The 17,550-nt window shown below is 31.0% G+C and carries 16 protein-coding genes and 1 riboswitch; of the genes, 10 read left to right on the forward strand and 6 right to left on the reverse strand.

Annotation, left to right across the window (positions count from 1 at the left end):
• Positions 1-142: 142 nt before the first annotated feature.
• A complete protein-coding gene (locus CLJU_RS16280; RefSeq protein ID WP_013239932.1) occupies positions 143-556 on the reverse strand; it encodes a universal stress protein in 414 nt (137 codons plus the stop codon).
• 222 nt (positions 557-778) lie between these two features.
• Positions 779-880: riboswitch (TPP riboswitch) on the forward strand.
• A 128-nt stretch (positions 881-1,008) separates the two neighbouring features.
• On the opposite strand from CLJU_RS16280, the gene thiD reads away from it, so the two are divergent.
• From thiD to CLJU_RS16300, 4 genes are read left to right on the forward strand one after another with little or no spacing between them, the layout of a single operon-like run.
• Complete coding sequence (thiD, locus tag CLJU_RS16285) at positions 1,009-1,812, forward strand: bifunctional hydroxymethylpyrimidine kinase/phosphomethylpyrimidine kinase (protein ID WP_013239933.1); 804 nt, start codon at positions 1,009-1,011, stop codon at positions 1,810-1,812.
• A gap of 30 nt (positions 1,813-1,842) precedes the next feature.
• Entirely contained in the window at positions 1,843-2,652 is an 810-nt protein-coding gene (gene thiM, locus CLJU_RS16290; protein ID WP_013239934.1) for a hydroxyethylthiazole kinase, read from the forward strand.
• Positions 2,643-3,254 (forward strand): thiamine phosphate synthase, encoded by a 612-nt coding sequence (thiE, locus tag CLJU_RS16295; protein ID WP_013239935.1) that lies wholly within the window; start codon positions 2,643-2,645, stop codon positions 3,252-3,254. The genes thiM and thiE overlap by 10 nt, the downstream gene beginning before the upstream one ends.
• Positions 3,255-3,287: 33 nt before the next feature.
• The gene (locus tag CLJU_RS16300; protein WP_013239936.1) at positions 3,288-4,532 is read left to right on the forward strand and encodes an HAD-IIA family hydrolase; all 1,245 of its coding nucleotides are present in this window, start codon (positions 3,288-3,290) and stop codon (positions 4,530-4,532) included.
• A gap of 140 nt (positions 4,533-4,672) precedes the next feature.
• On the opposite strand, the gene CLJU_RS16305 is transcribed toward CLJU_RS16300, so the two are convergent.
• The 3 genes from CLJU_RS16305 to CLJU_RS16315 all read right to left on the reverse strand — a co-directional run bounded on the left by CLJU_RS16305 (position 4,673) and on the right by CLJU_RS16315 (position 7,269).
• The gene (locus CLJU_RS16305) at positions 4,673-5,365 is read right to left on the reverse strand and encodes an LrgB family protein (RefSeq protein ID WP_013239937.1); all 693 of its coding nucleotides are present in this window, start codon (positions 5,363-5,365) and stop codon (positions 4,673-4,675) included.
• Positions 5,362-5,721 (reverse strand): CidA/LrgA family protein, encoded by a 360-nt coding sequence (locus CLJU_RS16310; protein WP_013239938.1) that lies wholly within the window; start codon positions 5,719-5,721, stop codon positions 5,362-5,364. Before CLJU_RS16310 ends, CLJU_RS16305 begins: the two co-directional genes overlap by 4 nt.
• 177 nt (positions 5,722-5,898) lie before the next feature.
• Positions 5,899-7,269 carry an MATE family efflux transporter gene (locus tag CLJU_RS16315; protein ID WP_013239939.1) on the reverse strand — a complete coding sequence of 457 codons (1,371 nt, stop codon included), beginning with the start codon at positions 7,267-7,269 and terminating at the stop codon, positions 5,899-5,901.
• Between the two features lie 399 nt (positions 7,270-7,668).
• Here CLJU_RS16315 and CLJU_RS16320 point away from each other — a divergent pair, with 399 nt between their 5' ends.
• The 5 genes from CLJU_RS16320 to CLJU_RS16335 all read left to right on the forward strand — a co-directional run bounded on the left by CLJU_RS16320 (position 7,669) and on the right by CLJU_RS16335 (position 11,363).
• On the forward strand, positions 7,669-8,103 hold the full coding sequence (locus tag CLJU_RS16320; RefSeq protein WP_242825683.1) for a MarR family winged helix-turn-helix transcriptional regulator: 435 nt from the start codon (positions 7,669-7,671) through the stop codon (positions 8,101-8,103).
• Between the two features lie 338 nt (positions 8,104-8,441).
• Positions 8,442-9,410: a LysR family transcriptional regulator gene (locus tag CLJU_RS16325; protein ID WP_406541669.1), complete on the forward strand. Its 969-nt coding sequence runs from the start codon at positions 8,442-8,444 to the stop codon at positions 9,408-9,410.
• Between the two features lie 260 nt (positions 9,411-9,670).
• Positions 9,671-9,808 (forward strand): winged helix-turn-helix transcriptional regulator, encoded by a 138-nt coding sequence (locus CLJU_RS21835; RefSeq protein ID WP_242825684.1) that lies wholly within the window; start codon positions 9,671-9,673, stop codon positions 9,806-9,808.
• An 89-nt stretch (positions 9,809-9,897) separates the two neighbouring features.
• A complete protein-coding gene (locus CLJU_RS16330; protein WP_013239942.1) occupies positions 9,898-10,704 on the forward strand; it encodes an amino acid ABC transporter substrate-binding protein in 807 nt (268 codons plus the stop codon).
• A gap of 20 nt (positions 10,705-10,724) precedes the next feature.
• Positions 10,725-11,363 carry an amino acid ABC transporter permease gene (locus CLJU_RS16335; RefSeq protein WP_013239943.1) on the forward strand — a complete coding sequence of 213 codons (639 nt, stop codon included), beginning with the start codon at positions 10,725-10,727 and terminating at the stop codon, positions 11,361-11,363.
• An 18-nt stretch (positions 11,364-11,381) separates the two neighbouring features.
• Here CLJU_RS16335 and CLJU_RS23190 read toward each other — a convergent pair whose 3' ends face one another.
• A complete protein-coding gene (locus tag CLJU_RS23190) occupies positions 11,382-11,504 on the reverse strand; it encodes a hypothetical protein (protein WP_023162169.1) in 123 nt (40 codons plus the stop codon).
• 193 nt (positions 11,505-11,697) lie between these two features.
• Between CLJU_RS23190 and CLJU_RS16340 the strand changes: the two genes are divergently transcribed.
• Complete coding sequence (locus tag CLJU_RS16340) at positions 11,698-13,410, forward strand: methyl-accepting chemotaxis protein (protein ID WP_013239944.1); 1,713 nt, start codon at positions 11,698-11,700, stop codon at positions 13,408-13,410.
• Positions 13,411-13,827: 417 nt separating this feature from the next.
• Here CLJU_RS16340 and addA read toward each other — a convergent pair whose 3' ends face one another.
• Positions 13,828-17,550, reverse strand: coding sequence for a helicase-exonuclease AddAB subunit AddA (gene addA, locus CLJU_RS16345; RefSeq protein WP_013239945.1), 3,723 nt, complete (start codon positions 17,548-17,550; stop codon positions 13,828-13,830).

A 17,550-nucleotide genomic window follows, 5' to 3' on the forward strand; every position in this document is an offset into this window, starting at 1 on the left:
TGCTCATTAAAGTATGTGAAAAAATCAATAAAAATATTCTAAATAAAATCATCTATAATTCCAAGTCCCAGACAAATATTTTAATATGCAGATAAAAATAGCCATAATGCTTGTACAACATTATGGCTATTTTAAACCATTTTTATTCTGGAACAATCATAACTAAAACCTGTGAATTTTTTAATACTTTACTTGTTACAGATCCGATCATTCTAGCCAAACCCTTTTTATTAGATTTAGTCATAATTATCATATCAAATTCATCACAATTTGCCTTTTTCAGTATTTCATCTGCTACACGTCCAAAAACACAATATTTTTCAGGTTTATATTCTTGAATCTTTCTTTCAGCTCTATCTAAGATGTTTTCACCTTTTTTCCTTGCCATATCTACCATGCTATTTGATACACCCGTTTCATTTACTATAACTATTTCAGATACATACATAAGAGTTAACTGTACTTCATCTCTGGAAAACAATTTTTTTAAACAGTCAAGTGAATGCATACTTCTCTCTGTTTCATCTAATGGGACTAAAATTCTTTTCTTTTCCATATCAACACATCCTATCATTTTTATTAATTTGTTTTGTAACAAAAATCTTCAATTAATGCCATTATATCACACGTACTGCAAAAACTTTTATTTGGCTGCTATTGCTAACACCCTCCCACATTCCATTTATGTACATATGGGGAGACTTAGTCAATGAAGTAAATATTAAAATTTCATATTGCAAATTTTTATCACTGTAGTAAAATTAATGTATAAAACTTAATACTTTTGTGGGGGTGCTGCAAGGCTGAGAAGAGATCTTTCTCTAACCCTTTGAACCTGATCCAGATAAAACTGGCGTAGGGAAGCAACTTACATATTTTTGATTTTAAAGGTATATGCTTTTCTGCATATACCTTTTATTTTGACCTGATGGCTGCCTACTGTAATACTCCCACTAAGTAAAATTCAATTGATATTAATTTTAAAGTTACTAAATTAGGGGGGTAAAAATGAAAAAGGTATTAACAATTGCAGGTTCTGACAGCTGTGGTGGAGCTGGTATACAAGCTGATTTAAAAACTATGAGTGCCCTTGGCGTATATGGTATGAGTGTCATAACTGCTGTTACAGCTCAAAATAGCATAGGAGTACAGGACGTAATGGATGTAACTCCTGAAATTGTAGAAGCACAAATAAGATCTATATTTGATGACATACAAGTAGATGCAGTAAAAATTGGTATGGTTTCAAACAGCAAAACCATATCTGTAATAAAGAGGCTTTTAATAGAATACAAAACTAAAAACATAGTAATTGATCCTGTAATGGTATCAAAAAGTGGTTACTTTCTCTTAAAACCTGAAGCACAAACAGCTATAAAAGATCTGACAAGCATTGCAGACGTCGTAACTCCAAATATTCCAGAAGCTGAAGTTCTGACAGAAATGAAAATAAAAAGTAGCAGCGACATGGAAAAAGCAGCTTTTAGCATAAAAGAGCTAGGTGCTAAAAACGTGCTTGTAAAAGGAGGCCACAGATGCAATGATGCCAACGACGTTCTTCTTTATGAAAACAAAATATTAAACATAGACGGTCATAGAATAGATACTAAAAACACTCATGGAACAGGATGTACCTTATCTTCTGCCATAGCCTCCTTCTTGGCTAAAGGTGAAAGTACTGACAAATCCGTATATCTTGCAAAGCAATATATAACTAAGGCTATAGAAAATTCCTTTTCCATAGGAAGTGGCGTTGGTCCCGTGGGACATTTCATTGAATTATATAAAAAAGCTGATGTAGATTTCAAATAAACAGATTTCTAATATAAAGGAGTATGAAAAATGGATAATTTAAACTTAGACAGTGTGTCAAAAGTATTAACACAGGTAAGAAATAAAGTACCTCTTGTAGATTGTATTACAAACAGTGTCACTATAAATGACTGTGCAAACATTCTATTATCTTATGGAGCTTCTCCTGCCATGTGTGAAGCTTATGATGAAGTTTTTGATTTTGTAAAAATATCTTCTGCCCTATATATAAATTTAGGAACCCTCACAAAAGAACAGGAAGCTGCAGTAATCCTAGCAAGTACCTCTGCAAAAATCCACAATATACCTGTAATACTTGACCCTGTAGCTTGTGCTGCTATACCAAGGAAAGCTCAAGTTATAAATAGAATTATGCAAGTTGGTAAAGTAGATGTTATAAAAGGAAATGTAGGTGAAATTAAATTTCTTGCAGGACAATCTTCTAACGTAAGAGGAGTAGATTCCTTAGATAATGGAGAAGGAGCCTTGGATTCAGCTGTAGCTTTAGCCAAAAAGTACAACTGTGTAGTTGCTGCAACTGGCAAAGAAGATTTTATAACAGACGGTAAAAATAGTGTTGTAATTCAAAACGGGGTGGAAATGTTAACTAAAATAACTGGTTCGGGCTGCATGCTTGGAGCATTATGTGGTGCTGCCATAGGTGCCTATGAGGATAAATTTATAGCTACTGTAAGTGCTATATTTTCAATGAATATAGCTGGTGAAGAAGCCTATAAAGCAGCAAAAGCTCCTGGAACTTTTAGAGTTAAACTAATAGATTCTATATATGAATTAACTGAAGAAAAATTAAAGAAAGGAGGTAAAATAACTTGGAAGTAGATTATAGTTTATATCTTGTTACAGATAGAAGTTTTTTAAAAGACAAGTCTCTGCAGCAAGCCGTAGAGGAATCAATTTTAGGTGGAGTAACTCTTGTCCAACTTAGAGAAAAAGATGCGTCCACAAGAGAATTTTATGAAATTGCTAAGGAAGTTAAAAAAGTAACTGATCACTATAAAGTTCCTTTTTTAATAAATGACAGACTTGATATAGCCCAAGCTGTAGATGCAGATGGAGTTCACCTTGGTCAAAGCGATATGCCTATAAACACAGCTAGAAAAATATTAGGTAAGGATAAAATAATTGGAATATCTGCAGGCAATGTGGATGAAGCCTTAGAGGCAGAAAAAAATGGTGCAGATTACATTGGAATAGGTACAATTTTTTTCACAGGAACTAAAAAAGATATAGATACTCCTATAGGTATAGAAGGTCTCCGTAAAATATACAGTAGTATAAATATACCTGCTGTTGCCATAGGTGGAGTTAATGAAACTAACTTTAAAGAGGTATTTTCAACTGGAGTTGATGGTATTTCAGTTATATCTGCTATTTTAGGCAAAAGCGATATAACAGCTGCTAGTAAGGCTCTTTGCAAATAACTTTATAGGAATAAAATTTAAGGAGCGAATAATATGATATTTGATGCATTTGATGCATTTCTATTTGATTTAGATGGAGTAATTTATATAGGAAATAAGCCTCTTCCAGAAGCAGTAGAATCTCTTGAAATACTTCGTAAAAATCAGAAAGCAATTCGATTTTTAACAAATAATCCATGCACAACTCGTAAAAAAATAGCAAAACGATTAAATGCACTTGGAATAGAAGCAAATAGTAATGAAGTGATTACATCAGGCTGGGTGACCGCTCAGTATTTACAAAATAAGAATATAAATAATGTATTTGTTCTTGGTGATGAAAACTTAAAATGGGAATGTCATCAGGTAGGCATTAATACTAATGATATAGCTGATGCAGAAGCAGTTGTTATAGGTTGGGATGATGATTTACGCTTCCATGATATTAAAAAAGCAGTGCAATTAATTAATAACGGTGCAAAATTTATAGGCACAAACAGTGATAATAATTTTCCAAGTACAGATGGTCCATCACCTGCAGTTGGGTCAATTGTGAAAGCTGTTCAAGTAGCAGTAGAGAAAAAACCTTTAATTATAGGAAAGCCACATTCATATATGTTTAAAAAAGCTCTAGATAATTTAAAAACATCATCTAAAGTAGTAATGATAGGTGATAATCCCTATACAGATATTTTAGGGGCGCATCAGGCAGGAATATCAGCTATTTTAGTATCAAGTGAAAAAACAAACAAATTTCCATCTGCTAGGGATTTTCATAATGCTGATGCTACTATTGCAAACCTAAAAGGTTTATTTGACAATAATGTAACCATAAAAAAATGGAGTTCTCCTCATTTTCCATGGCCTAACGATGGTGTTAAGGCAGGAGTTGCCGGTATTATATTTGATAAATCTCAAAGGGTTCTTTTGATGAAACGTACTGACAATGGATTATGGGGAATCCCTTCAGGTCATGTTGAACCTGGAGAAACTGTAGAAGAAGCAATTATAAGAGAAATTAATGAAGAGACTGGTTTAAAAGTTAAAGTAAATCGATTAATTGGCATATATTCTGATCCTGTTTCACAAGTTTTTTCATATCCAAGTGGAAAAGTTAATCATTTTATTACAACTTGTTTTGAATGTGAAGTTGTAGGTGGTAAATTAATTAAAGAAGGAGAAGAAACCTTAGATGTAGATTACTTCGATTTTAATTATTTACCAAAAAATCTTTTACCAATGCATCCAAGATGGCTTAAAGATGCCTTAGAAAAAGAAAGAGTTTCATATATACGTTAATTAATGTTCTATACTCTATGTTAAAAAAATATATAAGGTACTTTATACTAAAGATGCAATTAAAAGCCTAAATATCATGCCAAAAGTACCATTTTTTAAAGGTATTTTTGACATGCTCATGTTTTTTATATGTATCATCTCTACATGAAATTAGCAAATATTGATGCACCAATTACTGTTAGCAAACCAGATACTACTATAGCCACACTACTCATGGCTCCTTCAACTTTTCCCATTTCCATTGCTTTTGATGTTCCAATAGCATGAGAAGCAGTTCCAATAGCAATTCCTTGGGCAATTGGTTCATTAATGCGAAATATCTTGCAAACTACTTCAGCAAGCATGCTTCCAAATATTCCTGTAATAATAATAACTGCTACTGTAATTGTTACATTTCCACCTAACTCCTCTGAAATACCCATACCAATTGCAGTAGTAATAGACTTTGGTAATAATGTTACATACTGTTCATGTGTAAATCGGAAAAGCATGGAAAACAAATATATACTCCCAAGACTTGATATTACTCCTGATAAAACTCCTACCATAATAGCTTTTATATTGCTTTTTAGTAATTCAAGTTGTTGATATAGTGGTATTGCCAGACATACCGTAGCGGGAGTTAACAAATAACTCAAATATTTTGCTTCATCATTATAACTTTTATAGTCTACTTTAAAAATAACTAAAATAGCCATTACAAATACAATCGAAATAAGTAATGGATTTAAAATTGGCTTACGAAACTTTTGATAAAGAAATAATCCTATTTCATACCCAATAATACTAACCAATACTCCAAAAAATGCCGAACTGCATAATAATTCTTTCAACTTTTGCTCCTTCTCTCAACTCTAATCATAAGCTGTGTAACTTTTCCTGCGATTACCATCACAATTACTGTAATTAATATCGTACTGACGATAACGGGAATACATATATCCTTTAGTGCTTTCCATGAAACTAATAAACCAGCCGCGGCAGGTATAAACATTAGCGGCATAATTTCTATTAAAAAATTTCCAGTTTCTTTTACTTCTTCAATGGGAATTATATTTTTCTTTAATGCAAAAAGCATAAGAATCAAACCATATATGCTTGCAGGAATAGGTAAAGGAATGATATATTTTAACACCTCTCCAATAAAGGTAACTGTCATAATAATTCCAAATTGCCAAATATACTTCATATAAACACCTCATCTAAATTGGTAATGACAATTCAGAATTGTACAACCTCTAACTTTCCATGTCAAGCAAATTTTAAAAATGGTACTAAAAAAAATATTTCACTAAATACACAGCACTTCTTGTAGTTCAAATTACAACTTTCAATTTGTAATCAAAATAAATTTAAATTTTGTACACTAATTCAAATATTCTTTTTGATTCATAAAATTATTCAATTTCTTGTTTACCCCAAGCATAAATAGTGCTGTTAAAATAACAGTTAGTAAATCTGCTGCAGGCTGTGCCCAAATTACGCCTTCAATCCCCAAAAATTGCGGCATAACCAAAATAGCCGGGATAAAAAACATTCCTTGACGGCTAATACTGAGAATTCCGCCTTCTTTTCCCATTCCAAGAGCAAGAAATAAGCACATATATACCTGTTCAAATCCAAACAAAATAAATATAATTCCATTTGCCCTAAGTGCCCTGCCTCCTATATTAATGAGCACTGCATCATTTTTAGAAAACAGTGACACGATCTGATCAGGAACCATAATCAGAATAAGTGCAATTACAGTACAGAATATCGTTGCCCACTTAAGTGATACTTTTGTGGCTTCATTTAACCGATCATAGTTTTTTGCACCATAATTGTATCCTGCAACCGGCTGATAGCCCTTCATAAATCCAAACACAACATAGCTTCCAAGTGCCATAATACGAGTTACCACTCCGATGGCTGCTACCGCTGAATCACCATAACTTCTTGCAGCAGTATTGGAAAGTCCCATTGAAGCACTTGATAGAAGTTGATAGACCAAAATTGGAATTCCCACTTTAAAAATTTGAATAAAAATCGTACTATCAAATCTAAAGTTGTATATAGAAAACCTCAGACTACCTTTTTTATTTAACATATACCAGATATATAAAATAGAAGCTAAAGCTTGTGATATAACAGTTGAGATAGCTGACCCCTTGATTCCAAAACCTAAAGAATATATTAAGATTGGGTTTAATATAATATTAAAAATACCACTGAGCAGCATAGAAGTCATTGTTAGTTTTGCCATTCCCTCAGATGTTACAATATTGTTCATAGTTACACTAAATATATTTAAAATTGAACCTGTAATGTATATAACTGCAAATTCTCTTGCATAGGGTAATATTGTTTTTGTAGCTCCAAGACCTATCAATATATTATCAAGAAAACACAGAGATACAGCTATGGAAATAATACCCACAATTAAACTGGAAACCAGTGCAGTAGAAGCTGTTTCATTTGCCTTAATTTCATTTTCCTCACCAAGAAGCCTGGAAATATAAGATGCAGCGCCATTACCAAATGTCATACCAAGTCCTACTATAACCTGCGCAATAGGAAATGTAATGGACACCGCCCCCATCTGGCTGGTTCCAAGGCCACCCACAAAGTAAGCGTCCACAACATTGTAAAGTGCAGAAACCATCATGCCTATCATGGTAGGTATACCCATTTTCAATAATACTTTAGAGATTTTCTCATCACGCATCATTTTAAGTTTTTCATTATTCAAATTCAAAATATCATATCCTTTCTTAAGTGTATATATGCTATACGATATATTTAAAAATATATCGTTGCTTCAATTTGCTGTTAAAGTAGCCAAGATTCAAAATTTAATTTTCATTACTTATAAGTATAGGTACTATACACTTTGTATAAGAAATTCCTTATTAAAAATAATAAAACCTACCCCCTTCATCTTTTCATTTCTCGATTATTTATTAAACAAATTGAAATTTTATATTTTCTATACAGATAGTGTATAGTACGTATACACTATTGTCAAGCAATACTTACCTTTTTTACTTGAAATTTCTCTTTCTTAATTAACCCCTATATTGACAAAAGTGTTTATATGCTATACGCTAATAATATGATGAATTTTAATTTTGATAATAAGTTAGAAATTAGCTACATGCTTTTAAGATTAGGTGTAAAGCTTTCTGAGCTTGATAAACAAACTAATTATTATGGAACAGATACTCCTCTTTTTTACGCTGAAATTCATATGATCAGAGCTATAAAAGAAAATGAAGGTATTCATGTTAGTGGTCTTGCAGAAAAACTGGGAGTGACAAAAGGAGCAGTTTCCCAAATAATCATGAGACTTCAAAAAAAGGGTATGATAATTAAAGAAGTTGATCCTCGTAATTCTTCAAGGTTGAATCTCCGTTTAACACCAAAAGGCGAAACAGCCAATATGTACCATAAAAAAATTCATAATAATTTTGATGACATTGTTAATGATATTTTAAAGGATGCTTCCGATACAGAAAAGTCTTTCTTGAAAAATTTTTTAAATTCTCTTGAAGAAAAGATTGATACTTTTGACAAAAGGAAAAAACAATAAAAAGATTTCTAAGCATGAGGTGGAGCAAAACTCCATCTGATGCTTAGAAATCTGCTTATGTTTTTAATTAGGCTATGTTAAAGAATAGTGTTGATAATGCAATATAAGGGAACTCCTAAAAAAGTTCCTTTAATAATAGTTAGTTTTTTTCATACATCCAAATTATTTTTAACGCAATCATCGCACCAAGTGGTGATTCTATCAATGATCATAGGATAATATACTGACTAATTTTCAATTCTCTTATAAACTTTACTAATAAATTGATATTATTATTTTTTTGATATATAATCAAATTTATATATTTTAGTTAATATATAAATTTCATTTATGCAGAGGTGAAGAAATTGTTTCAAATCATGAATTATGTTTATGAAGTATATAAGTGTGGAAGCTTCTCAAAGGCATCAAAAAACTTGCATATGACGCAACCAGCCTTGAGTATTGCAATTCGTAAACTGGAACAAGAAATTGGTCAACCTTTATTTCAGCGAAAAACATCACCACTTAAGTTAACTGATGCAGGACGCATATATATGGAGAAAGTGGAAAAAATTATATCAATGGAACAAGAATGCACTGATTACTTTCAAAACTTAAATGAGGTCAAAGTTGGAAAAGTTACAATTGGTGGTGCTATTATATCTATGACCTACTTACTTCCTGAACTTATTGTTGGTTTTTTTTATCAATATCCAGGAATTGAAATTGCTGCAAAAGAAGCATCTCTTCCAGTACTTAAAAGTATGCTAGCAGATGGAAACATTGATTTAATTTTAGACACTAATTGGTTTGAAGAAGACATCTTTCAATCCATTCCTTTATTTACAAACCAAGTTTTACTTGCCATACCTTTGAATCTTTCTGTAGATAGAAAAATTTTTGCTTGCGGCATGACATCCGAAGAAATCAGATCAAACAAACATCTTTCTCAGAATCAACCAGCCATTGACCTATATAATATGGGGAATCTTCCTTTTCTTTTGCTAGAGCCAACAAATGAAATTTTCGGAAGGTCAAAGGCAATTTTTAATTATTATCATATTGAACCATTAGTAAAGATGTCATTTAATCAACAGATGACTTCCTTTGAATTTGCTTCAAAGGGGCTTGGAGCCGTTTTTATTTCGGATACCCTTGTCAAGTGTTCCCCTAATGCACAAAATCTTCGCTTTTATAAACTTAACTGCCCCATGCCAAAACGGGAAGTCTCCATTGCCTATAGCAAAAAGATTTATGTTACCAAAGCAACTCAGCGTTTTATTGATTACACTACTGAATTTTATAAAAGGAAAATTAACCATTGAGCTAGTATTACTTTAGTAACTATTTTGTTGAGCCAGTGTTACCCGACTCAACAAAATAGTTACTAAAGTACAAAGAGAGTTTTAATTATACTTCTTGTATTGAGATAATACTCAATACCCCACTATAAATTGAAATTTATAAAAACGCTAACGGATGAAATTTGTGCAAGCGGATTTTTCTGTTGTAGGAATGTTAATACCTTGTTCCTTACCAAGTTGAATACACTTAAGAAGCCATTATCAATCGTGTTCTTTATCCTGTGGTTCCTCCTAAGACAGAATACTCACTTACTGAACTCGGTAAGACATTTGTTTCTATAGTAAAATCTCTTTGTAAATGGGGCGAAGACTACTTCAAATGCAATTACAGCATCATTATTAAACGTAATATTTTATAACTATAATTAATTTACTAGTTTACAAATTTAGCACGGTAAACTATAATATTTATTATAATTAATTTAATATAAATTGGGAGGTCTGTGAAATGAAAAAGAAATTAGGAATTTTAACTTTGGTAATATTTTTGCTTGGAATAATACTTACAGGATGTGGACAAGGCCAGAAATCAAGTGATAAATCCTGGGATGATATAAAATCAAAAGGTCAGTTTGTAGTTGGCCTAGATGATAGTTTTCCTCCAATGGGCTTTAGAGATGAAAAAGGTCAAATCGTAGGATTTGATATAGATATGGCCAAAGCAGCTGCACAAAAAATGGGGGTAAAGGTAGTTTTTAAACCAGTAGAATGGGATGGCATTATACTTAGCTTAAATAACAAAGACATAGATGTTATATGGAATGGTTTGACTATAACTGATAAGAGAAAAAAGCAAATAGCATTTTCAAAAGTATATCTTCAAAATAAGCAAATAATTGTAGTAAGAAATGATTCTAACATAAAGAACAAAAAAGACTTGTCGGGTAAAACAGTAGGTCTTCAAATGGGAAGCAGCAGTGAAACTGCATTGAATTCAGACGCTGCTACAGCAAAATCTCTAAAGAATATTAGAAAATATTCTAACAATACAGAAGCATTACTTGATTTAAACCAGGGTCGTATAGATGCAGTTGTTGTAGATGAAGTAGTAGGAAGATACTATTTACAAAAGAAACCTGGCTTATACAAAATACTTGAAGATAACTTTGGTAAAGAAGACTACGGTGTTGGTATAAGAAAAAGCGATGAAAGCTTTAAAGAAAAACTTGATGAAGCATTAGATTCAATGAAAAAAGATGGAACGGCAAATAAAATATCTCAAAAATGGTTTGGCAAAGATATAATTGCAAAATAATTGGTTAGGATGTGATTTATATGTCTGATATCATGGACATTACAGGATTTATACTAAGTGGAAGCTTAATAACTATACAACTATTTTTTATAACGGCTATTTTTTCTATCCCCTTAGGATGCCTAGTAGCCTTAGGGAAAATATCTAAAATCAAGCCCATAAAGGCTGTACTCAGCTTATACACCTGGGCTTTTAGGGGAACACCTTTACTTTTACAGTTGTTTTTCACCTATTTTGGTCTTCCTGTAATTGGCATAAGATTATCTCCCTTAGCAGCTGCAAGTATTGCTTTTACTATAAATTATGCCGCATACCTGGCAGAAATTTTTAGGTCAGGTATTGAATCAATAGACAAAGGACAATTTGAAGCTTCTAAAGTTCTAGGTATGAATTACTGTCAAACTATGATAAAGATAATAATTCCCCAAGCCATTAGAAATGTAATTCCTCCTGTTTGTAACGAAAGTATCAATTTAATAAAAGATTCTGCTTTAGTTGCAACTATAGGTGTGGGAGATCTTCTAAGGGCAGCAAAAGAAGTAGTTACTCGTGATTTTACAATTACTCCTTTTATAATAGCTGCTATACTATATCTTATTTTAACCTCAGTTTTAGTTATGGCCTTTAGAAAATTAGAAAAAAAATATTCTATTAATTAATATTTAAATCAAGTCCTGCTATTTGGTGCTAACAGGACTTGATTTTTCATTTTCTTTGTTTTCTTTGCTATTTTCCAAACATTCCTGTAAACATTCTTCTATTACTTCCATAGTAATCTCAAACTTATTATTATCCTCCAAATTTGGCCCTCCACATCAATTTAATATCATATTACTATAGTATTAACAATATCAAAAAGTGTTAATACTTATATTTAAATTATATTTATAAAATTTATCTTTATTTTAAGTTTATTTTAAGTTTCATGTTGGAAAATATACTCAACAAAATGTAACACAATAATTTATTGTAACTTAGAAAGGAAGATAAGAAATGAACTTTTTACAAAAATTAAATGTAAAATCCAGACTAATTATATCTTTTATAATCATTTCGATGTTTATTTTCATAGTTGGCATGGTAGGAACATCCAGCATTAAATTAATCAATACAAAAGGTCAAGATATGTATGATAAAAATTTTAAAAGTATTTACCTTCTTACTGATACAAAACAAAATTTAACAAAGATGAGTGCAGATCTTACAAAATTAGTTTATGAAACAAATGCTAATGAAAAAAGCTCTGCAATTAGCGATATGAAAAAAGCTAAAAATACTATAAATCAACATATGCAGGAATATAATAAATTGTCTTTAACATCTTCAGAAAAGAAAGAATGGTCATCTGTTCAAAATCAAGTTAAACAATATATGAGTGTTACTGAAATTGCAACTAATTTTGCAGTTAACTCAGATTATACTCATGCTAAATCAGGAGTTGAAAAAATGTCTACTCTTGAAACAAATACTTTTAAAAGCGTTGACAGCCTTATAAAGAGTACTGTCGAAACCTCAAGGATTACAAACGTTAATAACAATAATGTATCTAACTATGTAAATATATTAAGTATCGCATTATCTTTAATAGGCTTTATATTGTCCATATTAATAGGTTTATTTACAGCTAAATACATAAATGATCCATTATCCAGAATAGTAACTCTAGGCAAAAATCTTTGTAATTATGATTTATCACATGTGTATAATGTAAAAAGAAAAGATGAGTTTGGACAAGCTATTAATGAACTTGATAAAGCTCAAAGAAATGTAAAAGATCTTATATTAAAAATTACAAATAATTCTGAAGAAATAGGCGCCTCAAGTGAAGAGCTTTCAGCATCAGTACAAGAAATAACAGCAAAATTTGAAAGTATAGAAAATGATACTAAAAATATACTAAATGAACTTGAAGAAAATAGTGCTTCTTGTGAAGAAATAAGTGCCTCCGTTCAGGAAGTAGATTCTAGTGTAAATGAATTAGCAAAAAATGCTGATGATAGCAGTAAAGCTTCTATTAATTCAAAAAATAAAGCTGCTAATTTCAAAAAACATATAAATGACTCCTTAATAGAAATAAATAATATATATCATGAAAAACAAGAAAATATAATTAGGGCCATTGAAGATGGAAAAGTAGTAGAAAACATTAATAACATGGCAGATACCATCGCTGCAATTGCAGAGCAAACTAATCTTCTAGCACTTAATGCAGCTATCGAAGCAGCAAGAGCTGGAGAACAGGGAAAAGGATTTGTGGTAGTTTCAGAAGAAGTTAAAAAGTTGGCTGAACAATCCTCAAAAGCAGTGGCAAATATTAAAGATACAATTTCTAAAGTTCAATATGCTTTCAGAAATCTTTCAAATAACAGCAATGATATATTGGACTTTGTACAAAGTAATATAGCTCTAGAATTTAAAAATTTTGAAGAAATGAGCAATGAATATTATAAAGATTCTGAATTTATAAGTTCTATATCTGAAAGGGTAGCTGCAATGTCAGAACAATTAAGTGCAACCACAGATCAAGTAAGCACTGCCATTCAAAGCATGACAGAAAATATATTAAAAACATCTAATAACACTGATTCTATAGAAAAAGGTACTCGTGAATCCTCAATAGGTATAAATCAGATTTCTCTTACGGCACAAAGCCAAGCAGAGATGGCTCAAAACTTAAATGAAATAGTTCAAAAGTTTAAATTATAATCACATACAGTCTCTAGATTGAAAGTTAACTTATACAAATCATGTAATGACAAATTTTAACATCATAAAAACTTTTCGCAAGTCTAAAGCTTAGCATTTTGAAAATCTAAGAACCTTAGCTAAACTCGTACCTCAAACATATCTAAGCTCCTAAGATTTTCTAAAATGCTAAGCTAAGACTTATGGAAAAGTTTTTAAAGGTGCTTTCAATTTTGTCATTACATTTTATGTATAAGTTTAAATTTGAATTAGAAACCCTATAGATTGTAGAGTTAACTATCTATAATACATAAAGCTAAAACTTTATGTAGAATGCCTACTGTTTCATATCTTAAAGCAAGAGTAAAGAGCAGATTATTTCATCTATTTTGGCTATAAGCTGTACCTCTTTTTACATAGCAAAAGGTAGGCATACATTTACATTTCAACTAAGCTGTTGTTAAAAAATAAGTAGAGATATTTATTTTTTACTTTCTTACCAGTTAATTTTTCAAGTGCCCTTGCATAATAATAAATTTGGTTTTTGTATTTATCTTTTATATCATCTATATCATCTACATAATCTGTCTTATAGTCTATAAGCACTAATTCTCCATTTTCTTCAAAATAGCAATCTATTATTCCTTGAATAATTATTTTTTCATCTTTATATATTTTATCTGGAAGCTCTTTATATAATTCATTACTTTCTATTTCCATATAAAATGGAGTTTCCCTATAGATATTCTCTGCCTCTTTCATTCTGCTTCCAATTTCAGAATTAAAGAACTTCAATATTTTACCTAGGGGTATTGACTTAACTTCCTCTTCCCTTATAAATTCCCTCTGGACCAGTTTACCTACCTGTTCTTTTATTTCATCGTAAGAATTAACTTTTTTTATATCAATATGCTGCAAGATTAAATGCAAAAGAGTTCCTCTTTCAGCAGCTGTCATACCTTTTTTCTCTCTTAAAAAAAGTGGTTTTTTTAATTGTACCAATTCTACCAAATTCGCACTATCTTCTATATCATTCAAATCAAACCTTCTCTTTAACTCTGATACAGAAAATTTAGCAGGTATCTTACAAGCTTCCTCATATTTATATTTCCAGTTAAGCCTTCTATCCACTTTATCCATATATTGTCCATCATATTCGGTTAAATTAAGTTCTTCAATTTTACCCAGTATATCTACATCTTCCTTTTCTTGAGATACAGTTTTAAAGTCATCTTTTTTATAAATATTTATCTTCCATCTAGAACTGTCCCCTATAACTAGATTTAAATTATCTTCAATTTTAGAAATTTCTCTTATAGACTTTCCACATGGATGCTTAGCCAGTGCAGCCCCTATCCAATCCAAAAAATTTCTAGCACTTATAAGTGAATACTCAGGAAGTTTATTTCCTTTATAAGAAGCACATTCACACCATTTTTGAGTTGTTTTTTCAATATTATTTACCATTCCAGTTATTATAAGTTTTTCTTTTGCTCTGGTAAAGGCAACATATAATATTCTCATTTCCTCTGAAAGAGTTTCTACTTTTAGCTTTTTTCTAAGTACCTGTTTCATAACAGTAGGATAACATATATGCCTTTTTACATTTACATAATCCGGCCCGAGACCTAACTTTTCATGAAAAAGTACTCCTTTACTCATATCCATCAAATTAAACTTTTTTCCTGTACCAGAAAGTATTACTACAGGAAATTCAAGCCCTTTGCTTTTGTGAACACTCATTATCCTGACTACATCTTCATTTTCTCCTAGTATTTTTGCACTTCCTAAATCCCCACTGCTATTTTTAAGTTTGTTCATAAAATTTATAAAATTAAAAAGTCCTTTGTAACTGCTCTTTTCATACTGTTTTGCTCTTTCAAATAACATCCTTAGGTTTGCCTGCCTCTGAATTCCCCCAGGCATAGCACCTATAAAACCGTAATAGCCCGTTTCAGTATAAAGATGCCATATAAATTCATCTATTGGCATATACTTTACTTTTTTTCTCCAGTTGTTAAGTCTTTTCAAGAATTCACTTACTTTATATTTCAAGCCATTTTCCACATACTTTAATGATATATCTGATTCAGGGTCATTTTCCGAAATTATCTTTAATATATCATAAAAATGCATTTTTCTATCTACCATTCTCAAATCTATAAGTTCCTCTGGAGAGAAGGATTCTATAGGAGACCTAAGCACAGCTACAAGTGGAATATCCTGAAGTGGATTATCTATTATTTCAAGTACTGATATTATTGTCTTTACTTCTATATTCTCAAAATATCCGGCAGATATATCTGCAAATACAGGCACTTCTAAACTATTAAGTTCTTCTACAAAAATAGGAGCCCAATTTTGCGTGGCACGCATTAATATTACTATGTCTTTATACATTACATTCCTATAGGACTTCGTATTTTTGTCATATACTTTTAGTGGCTCTACTTCTTCTTTACCATTTATGAGCTCACTTATTTTCTCTGCTACAAGCCGTGCTTCTACCTGAACATTATCTAAAACTTCTTCATTTTCTTGAATTTCTTCACTTTCTTCTTTTTTATCTATTATATTAACCTCTATATCTCTACTATAGTTTCCAGATGAGTTTTCATAATCTGCTGAACTTTTTAAGCTTTCCTCATCCGTATAATCTAATTCTCCTACTTCTCTACACATTATTTGTTTAAACAAATAATTAGTACCTTCTATTATTTCTTTTCTACTTCTAAAATTTTCAGATAATTTTATTTTTCTGTTTTCAGCCGTCTTTTTTTCAGAATAACTATTATATTTCTGCAAAAAAAGTTCAGGTTTAGATTGCCTAAATCTGTATATACTCTGCTTTACATCTCCTACCATAAACAAATTTGAGTCTTTTGATTTTCTACTTATCATATTCATTATAACTTCTTGAACTTCATTGCTATCCTGATATTCATCTATAAATATCTCCTCAAAATATCTCCTATATTCTAAAGCTGCCTCCGAAGGAACTATATTTCCCTCCTCATCTCTATCTGTTAATATTTCAAGACAAAAGTGCTCTATATCACTAAAATCCAGTATCCCTCTTTCCCTTTTTTTCAAGCTGTAATTTTTATCAAACTCTATTACAAGAGAAACCAGACACTTCATCATAGGATATACTTCCTGCATATTTTTATACATATTATCAGAACCTAAAAATATATCTTCTTTTATACTATTTAACTTCTTTTTAACTTCATCCCTTACATTCTTAGCCCTTTCCTTCACTTCTTTAACTTCATCTTTTACTCTTTTAGTGGAAAGCTTGTCAAAACTCAATTGTAAAAACTTTTCTTTTAGTTCTTCCCAAGAATTTAAAAGCAATAATTCCTTTATATTTTCATAATCTTTTTTAAAAGTATCTGCATAGTGCTCAAGTCCCTCTATTCTTTGGATTATGGTAAGTTCTCTTTCTATTCTATTCTTGCATCCCTTAACCTCTACCTCTAGGCTGTGCATAATTATTTTTGCCCAGTGGGTATGTCCAAAATCAAAGTTTTCTTTTACATTAAAATTTTCTACTGCTTGCCTTAACCACTTTTCAGGCCAAGGATTACTTTTTGAAAATTCATAGAGAGAAAGTACCATGTCTTTAAGCTTAATATCATTTTTACTTTTAAAACCGTCTACAAGTTTTAAAAATTCTGTATTTTCTATATCATATTTCTCATCGAAAAGTTCCTCAAGTACATCCTGTTTTAAAAGAACTGCTTCTGTACTGTCGCATATTCTAAAATTAGGGTCTAAATCTATTAAATGAAAATTACTTTTTATAACCTTAAGACAAAAAGCATGTATAGTAATTATATTAGCCTGATTTAAAAGTGTCAGTTGTTTTTGAAGATTTTTTGATCCATAATTTGATTCTAACAGTTTAGAAATTGCCTCCGCTATTCTCTCTTTCATTTCAGAAGCTGCCGCATTTGTAAAGGTAACAACTAATAATTTATCTATATCCACATCTTCATCAATGCTTGTTATCTCCTGTATTATTCTCTCCACTAGCACTGCTGTCTTACCAGTTCCCGCACCCGCTGATACTAATAAATTACACTTAGGAGTAAAAATAGCTTCTCTTTGAGATTCTGTCCAATTTGTATCCATATGTACCACCTTACTAAAATTCAT

The organism is Clostridium ljungdahlii DSM 13528, from assembly GCF_000143685.1.
Lineage (GTDB): Bacteria > Bacillota > Clostridia > Clostridiales > Clostridiaceae > Clostridium_B > Clostridium_B ljungdahlii.